This is a genomic window from Streptomyces sp. NPDC059224, assembly GCF_042754285.1.
Lineage (GTDB): Bacteria > Actinomycetota > Actinomycetes > Streptomycetales > Streptomycetaceae > Streptomyces.
This window is the reverse complement of sequence record NZ_JBHZAN010000014.1, coordinates 56,394-69,302: the sequence shown is the minus strand read 5'-3', so window position 1 is coordinate 69,302 and position 12,909 is coordinate 56,394. Positions and strand designations below refer to the sequence as shown.

Below are 12,909 nucleotides of genomic sequence, written 5' to 3'. Positions count from 1 at the left end.
GCGTAGATCCACCCGGGTTACCGGCGCGGGACGTCGGCATGTCCGCTGCGCAGCGCCGTCGTACGGCTCAACGGGTCAGCCAGGCGCGCAGCCGCTCCTCGCCCGCCAGGATCTTTCCGGTTTCGACCCTTTCATCCCTCTTGTGCGCCAAGTGCGGATTGCCCGGACCGTAGTTGACCGCCGGGACGCCCAGGGCGGAGAAACGGGAGACGTCGGTCCAGCCGTACTTGGGCATCGGGGTGCCGCCGACCGCCTCGACGAAGGCGGCCGCGGCCGGGTGCGAGAGGCCCGGCAGCGCACCGGGGCTGTGGTCGTCGACCACGAACTCCTCGACCCCGCAGCCGGCGAAGACCTCCCGGACGTGCGCGATCGCCTCCTCCTCGGAACGGTCGGGGGCGTACCGGAAGTTGACCGTGACCACGCACTCGTCGGGGATGACGTTGCCGGCGACCCCGCCCGAGACACCCACCGCGTTGAGGCCCTCGCGGTACTCCAGGCCGTCGATGACCGGGTAGCGCGGCTCGTAGGCGGCGAGCCGGGCGAGGATCGGGGCGGCCGCGTGGATCGCGTTGGAGCCCATCCAGGAGCGCGCGGAGTGGGCCCGCTCGCCCGTGGTCCTCAGCAGGACCCGCAGGGTGCCCTGGCAGCCGCCCTCGACCTCGCCGTCGGAGGGTTCGAGAAGGACCGCGAAGTCGCCCGCCAGCCACTCCGGGTGCGCCTCGGCGACGTGCCGGAGGCCGTTGAGGTGGGCGGCGACCTCCTCGTTGTCGTAGAAGACGAAGGTCAGGTCGCGGTTCGGGGCGGGCACGGTGGCCGCGATGCGCAGCTGGACGGCGACGCCGGACTTCATGTCGCAGGTGCCGCAGCCCCACAGCACGCCGTCCTCGTCCAGCCGGGACGGCACGTTGTCAGCGATCGGGACGGTGTCGATGTGACCGGCCAGGATCACGCGCTCGGAGCGGCCGAGGTTCGTCCGGGCGATCACGTTGTTGCCGTACCGGTCGACCGTCAGATGCGGCAGGGCACCCAGCGCGGCCTCGATCGCGTCCGCGAGCGGCTTCTCGGTGCCGCTCTCCGAACGGAAGTCGACGAGTCGCGCGGTCAGCGCGGCCGCGTCCAGAGTGAGGTCAAGCGAGGTGTCGGCCATGGCCCCGACCCTAGCGCGCGGTACCGCGGAGGCGGTTTCACAGGCTTTCGCACGCGGGGTTGAGCCGCTCGTACTCTCCAGTATGTTGTACGCGTGCGAGAGCCGTCCCCCACCCGCCCCACGCGTCGCCGCCGTGCCCTGCGTTTCGTGTCGGGTTTGCTCATCCTGTGCGCCGTCGCGGCGTATCTGGTCGTCCAGTACGTCACCGGCGGCGGCGGCTCCGAGGGCTGCAAGGTCGTCTCGGGCCGGAGCGACAGCGAGTCGTACGATTTCACGCCCGAACAGGCGGTGAACGCGGCGACGATCGCCGCCGTCGGCACCGGGCGCGGCATGCCCGAGCGGGCGGTGGCCATCGCCCTGGCGACCGCGCTCCAGGAGTCCGGGCTGCTCAACATCGAGCACGGCGACCGGGATTCACTGGGCCTGTTCCAGCAGCGGCCCTCACAGGGCTGGGGCACCGCGAAGCAGATCCTGGACCCGGCGTACGCGGCGGGCATGTTCTACGCGCACCTGGCCAAGGTGCGCGACTACGAGACCCTGCCGCTGACGGTGGCCGCGCAGCGCGTGCAGCGCAGCGGCTACCCGGAGGCGTACGCCAAGCACGAGACCGACGCCACCCTGCTCGCGGCGGCCCTGACCGGGCAGGCGGCGGCCACGCTGACCTGCGACGGGCGCCCGGCGGCCGTCACCGGGGCGGCGGCGACGGGTCCGGACGCGGTACGGACCGCGCTGGTACGGGACTTCGGGCGGGACGCGGTCGAGGAGGCCGGCGCGGAGGTGAGCGGCTCGTCCGCGAGTTCGCCGACACCCACGCCGAGCGTGACCGCCACGGCGCACGGACGGACCGTGACCGTGCCGGTGCCGCAGGGCGGCGGGAAGGACGGGTCGGGGCGCACCGAGAGCGAGCGCGGCTGGCAGCTGGCGCACTGGGCGGTGGCCAACTCCTCGGCCCTGCACATCCAGCGGGTGTCGTACGCCGGCCGGGAGTGGTCCGCCGGGAGCACGGACAGCCAGTGGCGGGCTGCGGCCGGTTCGAAGAGCACGGGCGGAGCGGAGAAGTCCGCGGGGTCGGTGCGGATCGTGACCGGGCAGTAGTTCGGCGTTTCACTCCGACGGGTCGGCCGGGGCGGATCGGATCCATGGTGTACCCACGTTCTCGCACGGTCAGCCACCCCTGCGCGAAACCCGTTGCGAGCACGGGGACGTAAGGATTCTGCGCGGTTCCGGACACCCTCACCCCCGGACGCTCTTTGCCCGTTTTTATCCACACCCGATAATGCGATGCGTTATCAATTCTTTACCTTGCGCCTCCGCAACCTTCGCGGACTTCGAGCGGTAGTCACGGCGATCACGTTCCCTCCCGTCGAATGGAGCATCATGTCCCTCCCTCTGACCCGCCGGATCGCCCGTGCCGCGCTGCTCGTCGCAGCGGGAGCGGCAGCCGGGGTCGGTGCGGCCGGCTCCGCCGGCGCGGCCCCGAGCCTGCCGGCCGCCACTCCGAACCTGGGCGGTCTGACCGCGCTGGACGGAGCGAGCGTCGGCAATACCGCCGACAGTGCGGCGCAGAACGTCGCCGGCACCGTCGGCCACACCGGCGGCAGGACGGTCGAGTCGGCGCTGCCGGCCGCGGGCAGGACCGGCGGCAAGGCCGTCAAGGTGGCGGCGCCGGTGGTGCAGCACGCCGCCGGCGACGCGGCCGGCTCCGCCGGTGGGCTGCTCGGCGAGACGGCGGCCACGGCGACCAAGGGCGGCCTGCCGGCACAGGGGCTCGCAAAGGGCGGCCTGCCGACGCAGGGGCTCACCAAGGGCGGCCTGCCGACGCAGGGGCTCACCAAGGGCGGCCTGCCGGTCAAGGGCCTGCCGCTGGGCGGCTGACGCCGCGCGACGCCGGTGATGTGCGAAGGGACCCGGGGTTCGCCCCGGGTCCCTTCTCGTCGTGCCTCGGCTGCCGCCGAAGAGAACTCCGGCAGCGGTCGGGGTCTAGGAGAGCCGCTCCACGGCCGCCCGTACGCGCTCGTCCGTCGCCGTCAGGGCCACCCGGACGAACCTCTCGCCCGCCGTGCCGTAGAAGTCGCCCGGTGCCACCAGGATGCCGAGTTCGGCCAGGTGGGCCACCGTCCGCCAGCAGGACTCGTCCCTCGTCGACCACAGGTAGAGGCTCGCCTCGCTGTGTTCGACGCGGAAGCCGTGGGCCACCAGCGCCGCACGGAGGAGGAGGCGGCGGGCCGCGTAACGCCCGCGCTGTTCCTGGACGTGGGTGTCGTCGGACAGGGCCGCCACCACCGCCGCCTGGGTGGGTGCCGACGTCATCATGCCGCCGTGCTTGCGGATCTCCAGGAGCGGGCCGAGCACCGCCGGGTCACCGGCCAGGAAGGCCGCTCGGTAGCCGGCCAGGTTGGACCGCTTGGAGAGGGAGTGGACGGCCACGACGCCGTCGTACGAGCCGCCGTTCACGTCCGGGTGCAGGACCGAGACGGGGTCTGCCTCCCAGCCCAGTTCGAGGTAGCACTCGTCGGAGAAGACCAGGACGCCGTGGGCGCGGGCCCAGGCGACGATCTCCGTCAGCTCCCGCGCCGGGATGACCCGGCCCGTCGGGTTGGACGGGGAGTTCAGCCAGAGGAGCTTCAGGTTCGTCGGGTCCAGGTCGCGTGGGTCGTCGTAGACCTCGTACTGCGCGCGGGCCAGGCGGGCGCCGACCTCGTAGGTGGGGTACGCCAGGCGCGGGTAGGCGACCTTGTCCCCGGGGCCGAGGCCCAGCTGGGTGGGGAGCCAGGCGACGAGTTCCTTGGAGCCGACGATCGGCAGGACGTGGCGGTGGGTGACGTCGCGGGCGCCCAGGCGGCGCCCGACCCAGCCGGTGATCGCGTCGCGCAGCGCCGGGGTGCCCCAGACGGTGGGGTAGCCGGGCGAGTCGGCCGCGTCGATCAGGGCCTTCTGGATCAGGTCGGGGACCGGGTCCACCGGGGTGCCGACGGAGAGGTCGACGATGCCGTCCGGGTGCGCCGCTGCCGTCTTCTTGTACGGCTCCAGCTTGTCCCAGGGGAAGGTGGGCAGACGGTCGGAGACTGCGGACACGGTCACTGGCTCGCTTTCTTCGGTACGACCGGTACGACCGGCACGGCAAACGCCTCGGTCCCGCAGGCGCCGACCGGGTGCGATCAGGCCGTACGGGACCGAGGCGGCACGGTGGTGCGGCGGGCCGCCGTACGGGCTACCCGGCCTGCGGGGGCAGCGCGGCGACGAAGGGGTGGTCGCGCTCGATCAGGCCCAGCTTGCTGGCGCCCCCGGGAGAGCCGAGCTCGTCGAAGAACTCGACGTTGGCCTTGTAGTAGTCCTTCCACTCCTCCGGAGTGTCGTCCTCGTAGAAGATCGCCTCGACCGGGCAGACCGGCTCACAGGCGCCACAGTCAACGCATTCGTCCGGGTGGATGTACAAGGACCGCTGGCCCTCGTAGATGCAGTCGACCGGGCACTCCTCGATGCACGCCTTGTCCTTCACGTCGACACAAGGCTGCGCGATGACGTAGGTCACGCTGTCGTTCCTCCTCGATTGGGCGCTGGCGGGCCTCCGTAGGCTCCGCCGCCTGGCGCGCGGGAGCGCGGCGTCGTCGATGCCCACCCCTAGTATCTCCGTTCTCGGGCATGATCCGAACAGGAGGGGTGAACCGACCAGTGGAAATCTCGGCCGCAGGACGCTTCGAGGTCCGCATCACCGCTGCTGACGTGGGCAAAAGAATCTCCGTGCGCCGTTTGGCGGGAAATGGCCTACCCGGGGAGAAGTTCACCGACACGGTGGGTGTTCTCACATCATGGGACGACGACGGCATGCTGACGATCGCACGGCGGGACGGGCTGATCGTCCGGATACCGGAGTCCGCTCTGGTGGCCGCCAAGGTGGTGCCGGCCGCTCCGGCGCGCCGCCGGGGACCGGCGGCCACGTACCGCGAAGTCGCGCGTGTCGCCTCGCGCGGCTGGCCGCCGCTGGAGAGCGAGCGGCTCGGTGAGTGGGAGCTGCGGGCCTCCGGGGGATTCACCCGGCGGGCGAACAGCGTGCTGCCGCTGGGCGGGCCGGGCCTCCCGCTCGACGCGGCCCTGGACGCCGTACGGCGGTGGTACGGCGAGCGGGGGCTGCCCGCGTACGTGCAGACCGCGACCGGCGCCGAGGGCACGCAGGAGCTGCTCGGTGCCGAGCTGGAGCGGCGCGGCTGGGTGCGTGAGGTGAGTGCCGAGCTGTGGACCGGGGCGACGGCGCCGGTGGCGGACCGTGCGGAGGGTGCCGGTGTGGTGCTCTCCCGGTCGGCCGACGAGGCCTGGCTCGCGCGCTACCAGCGCAAGGGGGTCGGCGAGGTCGCCCTGCGGGTGCTGCGGGGAGGGCCGTCCGTGTGGTTCGCGACCGTTCCCGGCGAGGGCGCCCCGGCGGCCATCGGGCGGCTGGTGGTGGACGGCCGGTGGGCCGGGTTCGCCGCCGTCGAGGTGGATCCGGCGCTGCGACGCCGGGGACTGGCCGGCGAGGTCATGGCCGCGCTCGCCCGGCGGGCGCTGGAGGAGGGCGCGTCCGCGGCCTGGCTCCAGGTGGAGGCCGGGAACACCGGGGCGCGGGCGCTGTACACCGGGCTGGGTTTCGGGGCACACCACGCGTACCACCACTACAGGGAGCCGGCGGCGGACGGCCGCTGAGGCCGCCGTGGTACGGAGCGTTCCGGAAGGGCACGAAACAGCTATGCACCCCCCTGTTCCAGATCCGGATCCAGCACCGCGTCCGCGTCTGCGTCCGCCGGCGCCGGAGCGGGCCTCCGAGGTCGGGCGGCGCTTCGCCGAGGAGGCGCGGTCCGAGCGGCCCGATCTGGCGACGCTGTGTCTGCTGCTGGGCGCGGCGGCCGACGGCTCGCTGGACGAGGCCGGGATCGACGCGGCGCAGATGGAGCTGGACCGGCTGGCCGGACAGCTGCCGTACCGGCCGGGCGGCCCGCACGCCTGGGCCACGGCGGCGCACCGGCTGCTGGGCGAACGGCTCGGCTTCCACGGCACCGCCTCGGACTACCGCAGGCTGGAGTCCTCACTGCTGCACGAGGTGCTGCGCCGGCGGCGCGGGCTGCCGATCCTGCTGTCCGTGGTCTGGCTGGAGGTGACCCGGCGGGCGGGCGCGCCGGTCCACGGGGTCGCGCTGCCGGGGCACTTCGTGGTGGGGTTCGGGCCGGCCGAGGAGCAGGTGCTGGCCGATCCGTTCGACGGTGGCCGGGTGCTGACCGGTTCGGACGCGCAGACGCTGGTGGTGGGGGCGACGGGGGCGCCGCTGGAGCCGGCGATGCTGGAACCGGCCGATCCGCTGGACGTCGTACGCCGGATCCTCAACAACGTACGGGCCTGGGCGGCGGCCCGGCCCGAGCGGTCGGAGGTGGGCCTGTGGGCGGTGGACCTGTCCCTGCTGATGCCCTCCCACCCGGCCAGGCTGCGGTACGACCGGGCACGGCTGCTGGTGCAGCGGGGTGACTTCACCGACGGCGCCGAGGAGCTGGAGGAGTACGCGGGGCTGATCGAGGCCGTCGACGAGGCGGCGGCGGAGAAGGTGCGCGGCGAGGCACGGTCGGCTCGGGCCAGGCTCAACTGAGGGGAACGGGGGCCGCCGCTTGGCCGTGGGGGGACGCGTTGCGCGCCCGCGAGTCCGTCGTGGCGCGGCGCGCGGTTCCCCGCGCCCCAGGCCGGCTGCCCATGCCGGCAGGCAGTCCCTCAGACTCCCGGGTCCTCTACAGCCAGCCCTTCTCCCGGGCTGTCCGGACCGCCTCCGCCCTGTTGCGCACCGCCAGCTTCTGGATGGCCGTCGAGAGGTAGTTGCGTACCGTCCCCTGCGAGAGGTGCAGGGCCGCCGCCAGCTCCGCGTTGGTGGAGCCGTCTGCCGCCGCGCGCAGCACCTCCCGCTCGCGGTCGGTCAGCGGGTTGGCGCCCTCCGCCAGGGCCGCCGCCGCCAGCGTGGGGTCGATGACGCGCTCGCCGGCCAGGACCTTGCGGACCGCCTCGGCGAGCTGGGCGGCGGGGGCGTCCTTGACCAGGAACGCGTCGGCCCCCGCCTCCATCGCGCTGCGCAGGTAGCCGGGCCGCCCGAAGGTGGTCAGCACGACCAGCTTCACGGCGGGCAGCGCCTTGTGGAGCTGGGCCGCCGCCTCGATGCCCGTGCAGCCCGGCATCTCGATGTCGAGCAGGGCGACATCGACGCCGTGCTGCCGGGCGGCCGCCATCACCTCGTCGCCGCGCGCCACCTGTGCCACGACCTCGATGTCGTCCTCCAGACCCAGCAGGGCGGCGAGCGCCTCGCGGACCATCGACTGGTCCTCGGCGAGGAGGACCTTGATCGTGCTGCTCATGCCCCGGATCCTACGGCCCCGTCGGCTCCCAGCGGGACCCGGGCGACCAGCCGGAAACCTCGCTTCAGGCGCCCCGCCTCCAGCGTGCCGCCGGCCTTCTCCAGCCGCTCGGTGAGCCCGGTGAGGCCGTTGCCCGGGCCCTTGCCGGAACCGCCCGATCCATTGTCCTCGACGGCGAGTTCGAGGACCGGGCCGTCCAGCGTCTGCCGGCGCAGCAGCTCCACCGTGCAGGCGCTCGCGCCACTGTGCCGGACGACGTTGGTGACCGCCTCGCGCAGCGCCCACGCGAGGGCCGCCTCGCCGTCCTCGGGCACTCCGGTGAGGTCGGGCTCGGCCGGGACCTCCGCGGTGACCGCGGCGGCGGTCAGGGCGACCTGGGCGCCCGCGAGCTCGGCGGCGAGCCGGGGGCGCCGGTAGCCGGTGACCGCCTCCCGGACGTCCACCAGGGCCTGCCGGCTGACCTGTTCGATGTCGGAGACCTGCTGCGCCGCCTTGTCGGGGTGGTCCGGGAGCATCCGGCCCGCCAGCTCGCTCTTCAGGGTGATGAGCGAGAGCGAGTGCCCCAGCAGGTCGTGCAGGTCCCGGGCGAGCCGCAGCCGCTCCTCGTTCGCCGCCAGTTGGGCGACCGTGGCGCGGGCCTTGCGCAACTCGATCGTGGTGGCGACCAGTTGCCGTACGCCGATCATGGAGTAGCCGATCAGGAGCACCACCAGGAACAGGCCCCAGGCCTCGTCCAGGTCGTGGCGGTACCAGCCCGCCAGCATCATGGCGGCGGTGTTCAGCGGAATCGTCCAGTAGGCGACCCGCAGCGGGAAGGTCACCCCGCACATCACCGAGACGTACACGAACAGACCGAACCAGGAGCCGCCGAGGCCGAAGGCCAGCACGACCGCGAGCGTCCCCTCCAGGGCGATCGCGGCGTCGACGATCCAGCCCCGGAAGGGACGGCCCATGGAGCGGAAGACGATCGCCAGGTAGATCCCGACGAAGGCCACGAGGCCCGCCCAGCCGGCCGCCGTCGCCGCGGTGCCGTGGTGGCCGGAGGCAAGGTCCTCCGCCGGGGAGGCTAGGTAGATCAGCCAGGGCAGGACCCACACCGTCTTGCGCAGCGCCTCGCCCTGGCTGCGGGGCGGCCGGCCGATCGCTACCAGCCGGTCCCCCCGCGTCTGCCCGTCGGGCCGTGGGTCTTGCGTCATCGTGCTCACGCCTTCAGCGTGTCCTTCCGGTACAGCCAGGCCGCGCCGCCGACGAACAGGGCGAAGAAGGCGACGAGGATGGCGATGTCCTGGGCCTGCGGGGCCTGGCTCTGTTCGATGGCCCGCCCCAGTGCAGCGTACGCGTGGGTGGGCAGCCACTTCGCGATGTCCTGGAGCCAGGTGGGGAAGGAGGACGAAGGCCACCACAGGCCGCCGAGGATCGACAGTCCGAAGTAGGTGATCATCGTGATCGGGCGCACCGCGTCCCCGGAGGCGAGGTAGCCGATCGCCACGCCGAGCGCGGCGAAGACCAGGCTGCCGGCCCAGATGGCGCCGGTGAGGGCGAGCCACTGCCAGGCGTCCAGGCGTACGCCCTTCACCGTGGCGGCGATCGCGAAGACGACCACGATGGAGGGCAGGCTCACCACGGCCGCACTGGCGGTCTTGGCGAGGACGTAGCCGCGTCCGGGCAGGGTGGTCAGCCGCAGCTGTCGTACCCACCCGCTCTCCCGTTCCTTGGCGATGCGCTCGCTGTTGCCCATCAGGACGGCGGTCAGGGCGCCGAAGGAGGCCATGGAGACCATGACGTAGGCCGCCACGGAGAGCCCCGAGTCGCCGACGGTCCGACTGGTGTCGCCCTGGCTGGCGACCAGCAGGAAGATGATCGACGGGTAGATCACCGAGAAGAACAGGAACTTGCGGTTGCGCAGGGCGCGGGCGAGCTCCAGCTTGATCAGGGCGTTCACGACCGCGTGGCCTCCTTGGCCTCTTCGGCCTCCGTGATGGCGACGAACGCCTGCTCCAGGCCGAGCCCGGCGACTTCCAGGTTGTGCGGGTAGACACCCAGGCCGTAGAGGGCGTGGACGGTGGCGTCGGCGTCGGACGACTGGATGCGGATCGTCTGGCCGGAGATGTCGACGGCCGTCAGGAAGGGCAGCGCCCGCAGCGGCGCCTCGTCGATCTCGCCCTCCAGGTCGAAGGAGACCCGGCGGGCGCCCGCCTTGGCCTTGATCTCGGCGGCCGTGCCGTCGGCGAGCAGCCGGCCGCGGTGCAGCACGAGCACCCGGTCGGCGATCGCGTCGGCCTCCTCGAGGTAGTGCGTGGCGAAGAGGACGGTACGGCCCTGGTCGGCCTGTTCCCGCATGGTGGCCCAGAACGCCTGGCGGGCGGAGACGTCCATGCCGGTGGTCGGCTCGTCCAGGACGATCAGGTCGCTGTCGCCGGCGGTCGCGAGCGCGAAGCGGACGCGCTGGGACTGGCCGCCGGAGAGCTTGTTGACCTTGCGGTCGGCGATCTGCGAGATGCCCGCGCGGGCGAGGACGTCGCTGACCTCGTACGGCTTGGGGTGCAGCCGGCAGGCGAGCCCGACGAGTTCGGCGACGGTGACCTCGTCCATCAGACCGCCGCTCTGCAGCATCGCGCCCACCCGGCCGGCGACGATGGCTTCACGCGGGCTCGTGCCGAACACGCTCACCGAGCCGGTGTCGGCCTGCTTGAGGCCGAGCAGCAGGTCGAGCGTGGTCGACTTGCCCGCGCCGTTCGGCCCGAGCAGGGCCACGGTCTCCCCCGGGTGCAGCCGCAGCGAGAGCCCGTCGACGGCCCGCACCTTCCCGTACGTCTTGCTCACCTGGTCGAACCCGACCGCCACCGGGGAGCCGGTGGCGGTGGTCGCCGCTGTCGTCGTCATGCGTCCATGCTCGCGGCCGGACCTGGTCCGGGGGCAGTGTCCACCGTCCGGAGTGCCGTATGACAGATGTCATCCGCACGGCGTGACACGCGCGAGGGGGCGCCCGGTGAGTACCGGGCGCCCCCTCGCGGAGTGGCGTCAGCTCGGGTTGGTGTCGATGACCCCGACGCGCTCCGCCGTGGTCTTGCCGACCAGCGCCTTGCGCAGCGCGGAGGCGACGTCCTGCGGGGTGACGGCCGTCTTCTGGCCGGTGCCCCGGGTGATCAGCACGCCGTCGAAGGTGGCGCCGTACGCCTTCTTGAGGGCGTCGAGGTCGTACGTCTCGACCAGCTTGCCGTCGACCGCCTTGAAGCCGAGGATCTTCGGCAGCGACAGGGCGCCGAACGGGATGCTGTGCACCGCGTCCGTCTGCACGATGACGTTCTTCGACATCGCCGGCTCCGCGAAGTCCTTCATCTCGCGGTCGACCTCCGCGTTGGAGACCGTCGGCTGCACGGTGGTCGTCGGTACGGCCACCGCGGACGCCGTGCCCGTCTCCACCATCGACTCGTACGCCTGCTCGACGGCCTTCGTGGAGGCGGCCGCGTCGATGCCCTTGCCCGCCTTGCCGTAGACCGCGACGGCCTTGCCCCCGGAGAACTTGATCGTGCCCTCGGTGACCGAGCCGGAGCTGCCGCCGAGGCCCTTGAGGGCCGCCTGGAGCTTCTCCTCGTCGACCGGCATGGCCGGCTCGACGACCCGCTTCTGGCCGAACAGGGACCCGATCACGGAGACCGGGTTGTAGTCGCTCTCGGCGGCCTGCTCGACCGTGGACTGCATGTCGAACTGCAGGCCCGCCTGGTCCGGCGGCAGCGAGACGGCCTTGCCGTCGACCGACAGCTTCAGCGGCTTGTTCACCCGTGAGCCGAAGGCGTCGTCGAGCTTCTTGACGGCGTCGTCACGGGTGCCGCCGCCGATGTCGACGCCGAGCACCGTGGTGCCCTTGGGCACGTCGGAGTGGTTCATCAGGAGTCCGGCGCCGTAGACGCCGAGGCCCGCGACCACCACGACACCGACGAGCAGCGGCAGCTTGCCGCGCTTCTTCTTCGCCTTGGCCTTGCCCTTGGACTGGGCCGGGGGCGGCGAGACCGGTTCGGGCAGCTTCGGGGGCGTGTGCGGCAGCGGCCCGTCGGCGGGCGCGCCCGGTGCGAACGGGGAGTTCGCGCCGGGGGGTACGACCGGGATACCGCTGGTGACGGTGTGTCCGGAGACGTTGTCCGCCGGGGAGCCGTAGCCGGGCATGCCCGGTTCGGGCGCGGGCTTTTGCGGGGTGAGGATCGCGGTGTCGTCGCTCAGACCACCGCCGGGGCCGAGACCGGGACCGGCGGGGGCGGTGCGCGCGCCGGGTCCGGCCTGGGCCTGACGGCCGGCGGGGCCGCCCGGGCGGGCGCCGGGGCCTGCCGGGCCGCCGGGCGCGCCGAAGGGCTCGCCGCCGTTGAAGGGCGCGCCGTTCGGCCCCGCGAAGGACTCGCCGCCGTTGACCGGCGGGATGAAGGGGCCGTCGCCGGTGACCGGGCCGCCGGTGGGGCCCGCCGGGCCCTGCGGGCCCCCGGGACCGCCGGGCAGACCCGGCCCGTTGAAGCCGCTGGGGCCGCCGGGGCCGGCCGGCCCGCCACCGGGCGCGCCGGGACCGGGCTGAGCGCCGTTCTGGCCGCCGTTCTCGGAGAAGTACGGCAGTTCGTCCCGGCGGGGCTCGCCGGGGCCCTTCGCGCCGCCCCGGGGGCCGCCGAGCGGGCCCGCGGCGAGCGCCTCGGTCACGTCGAAGGAGCCGGTGCCACCGCCGTGCCCGGGAGCAACCGGGCCGCCGGTCGCACCCGTGGGCAGCCCCGCGCCGTTGGTGGATCCCGGCCGGGACCCGCCGGGCACGCTCATGGATCCGACCACACCGCCGGGGCGGCCGCCGTTCGGACGGGCGGCACCGGGCCCGGCACCGGGCGGGCCCTGCGCGGCCGGACCGTTCGGCGCCGCGGCGGGTGAACCGCCGGGCGTGTCCGCGCCGTTGGCGGCGCCGCCGCGCTGACCGCCCTTGGCCGGGCCGGACTTGCGCGGCGCGAACCAGTCGCTGGACTTCTCGCCGGTGGCGGGCCCGGGCGACGGCGCGGTCTGGGCGGGCGGCTCGGCGGTGCCGGTGGACGTGGTGGCGCCCGTCGGCTGCGCGTGCGTGCCTGTCTCCTCGCCCGCGCCGCCTTCGGCGTCGGTGACCGGAGTACGGACGACCACCGGCGGAATCGGCCGGGATCCGGGGATGTTGATCCGGATCCGGGTCGTCAGCGTGGTCTCGGTCTTGCGTTCCTCGGGCTGGGCGGCCGAACGGCCTGCGGCCTTGCCGTCGTCGGAAGCCATGGGGGTCCCGTACGGCGGTGTGCCCGAGGGGTAAGCGGCTCCCCCGTGCCCGTCGGGCCCGGAGGAAGGAGTGTCAGTTTCACGACTCAAGGCAGGTTCTCCCGGTTGGCTCCGCCGCCCGTTCGACCTTGCTCGGGC

The 12,909-nt window shown here is 73.3% G+C and carries 12 protein-coding genes; 4 read left to right on the top strand and 8 right to left on the bottom strand.

Annotated elements, in window-relative coordinates:
* Positions 1 to 67: 67 nt before the first annotated feature.
* On the bottom strand, positions 68 to 1,147 hold the full coding sequence (gene dapE / locus ACFXI4_RS16890; protein ID WP_384991226.1) for a succinyl-diaminopimelate desuccinylase: 1,080 nt from the start codon (positions 1,145 to 1,147) through the stop codon (positions 68 to 70).
* Positions 1,148 to 1,294: 147 nt separating this feature from the next.
* Between dapE and ACFXI4_RS16885 the strand changes: the two genes are divergently transcribed.
* Positions 1,295 to 2,242 (top strand): heavy metal transporter, encoded by a 948-nt coding sequence (locus ACFXI4_RS16885; RefSeq protein WP_384991224.1) that lies wholly within the window; start codon positions 1,295 to 1,297, stop codon positions 2,240 to 2,242.
* 282 nt (positions 2,243 to 2,524) lie between these two features.
* Positions 2,525 to 3,022: an ATP-binding protein gene (locus ACFXI4_RS16880; protein ID WP_384991222.1), complete on the top strand. Its 498-nt coding sequence runs from the start codon at positions 2,525 to 2,527 to the stop codon at positions 3,020 to 3,022.
* 105 nt (positions 3,023 to 3,127) lie between these two features.
* Here ACFXI4_RS16880 and ACFXI4_RS16875 read toward each other — a convergent pair whose 3' ends face one another.
* Positions 3,128 to 4,222: a bifunctional succinyldiaminopimelate transaminase/glutamate-prephenate aminotransferase gene (locus tag ACFXI4_RS16875; protein ID WP_384991503.1), complete on the bottom strand. Its 1,095-nt coding sequence runs from the start codon at positions 4,220 to 4,222 to the stop codon at positions 3,128 to 3,130.
* 136 nt (positions 4,223 to 4,358) lie between these two features.
* A complete protein-coding gene (gene fdxA / locus ACFXI4_RS16870) occupies positions 4,359 to 4,679 on the bottom strand; it encodes a ferredoxin (RefSeq protein ID WP_086766880.1) in 321 nt (106 codons plus the stop codon).
* A 140-nt stretch (positions 4,680 to 4,819) separates the two neighbouring features.
* On the opposite strand from fdxA, the gene ACFXI4_RS16865 reads away from it, so the two are divergent.
* Positions 4,820 to 5,824 (top strand): GNAT family N-acetyltransferase, encoded by a 1,005-nt coding sequence (locus ACFXI4_RS16865; protein WP_384991501.1) that lies wholly within the window; start codon positions 4,820 to 4,822, stop codon positions 5,822 to 5,824.
* A 43-nt stretch (positions 5,825 to 5,867) separates the two neighbouring features.
* Entirely contained in the window at positions 5,868 to 6,755 is an 888-nt protein-coding gene (locus ACFXI4_RS16860) for a tetratricopeptide repeat protein (RefSeq protein WP_384991219.1), read from the top strand.
* Between the two features lie 136 nt (positions 6,756 to 6,891).
* Here the strand turns inward: ACFXI4_RS16860 and ACFXI4_RS16855 are convergent, their stop codons facing one another.
* The 5 genes from ACFXI4_RS16855 to ACFXI4_RS16835 form a co-directional block, all read right to left on the bottom strand.
* The gene (locus ACFXI4_RS16855; RefSeq protein ID WP_384991217.1) at positions 6,892 to 7,506 is read right to left on the bottom strand and encodes a response regulator; all 615 of its coding nucleotides are present in this window, start codon (positions 7,504 to 7,506) and stop codon (positions 6,892 to 6,894) included.
* Positions 7,503 to 8,711, bottom strand: a complete 1,209-nt coding sequence (locus ACFXI4_RS16850) for a sensor histidine kinase (protein WP_384991214.1) — start codon at positions 8,709 to 8,711, stop codon at positions 7,503 to 7,505. Before ACFXI4_RS16850 ends, ACFXI4_RS16855 begins: the two co-directional genes overlap by 4 nt.
* On the bottom strand, positions 8,708 to 9,448 hold the full coding sequence (locus ACFXI4_RS16845) for an ABC transporter permease (protein ID WP_384991211.1): 741 nt from the start codon (positions 9,446 to 9,448) through the stop codon (positions 8,708 to 8,710). Before ACFXI4_RS16845 ends, ACFXI4_RS16850 begins: the two co-directional genes overlap by 4 nt.
* A complete protein-coding gene (locus ACFXI4_RS16840; RefSeq protein WP_384991208.1) occupies positions 9,445 to 10,389 on the bottom strand; it encodes an ABC transporter ATP-binding protein in 945 nt (314 codons plus the stop codon). Before ACFXI4_RS16840 ends, ACFXI4_RS16845 begins: the two co-directional genes overlap by 4 nt.
* A gap of 138 nt (positions 10,390 to 10,527) precedes the next feature.
* Complete coding sequence (locus ACFXI4_RS16835) at positions 10,528 to 12,861, bottom strand: peptidoglycan binding domain-containing protein (protein WP_384991205.1); 2,334 nt, start codon at positions 12,859 to 12,861, stop codon at positions 10,528 to 10,530.
* Between the last annotated feature and the right edge of the window lie 48 nt (positions 12,862 to 12,909).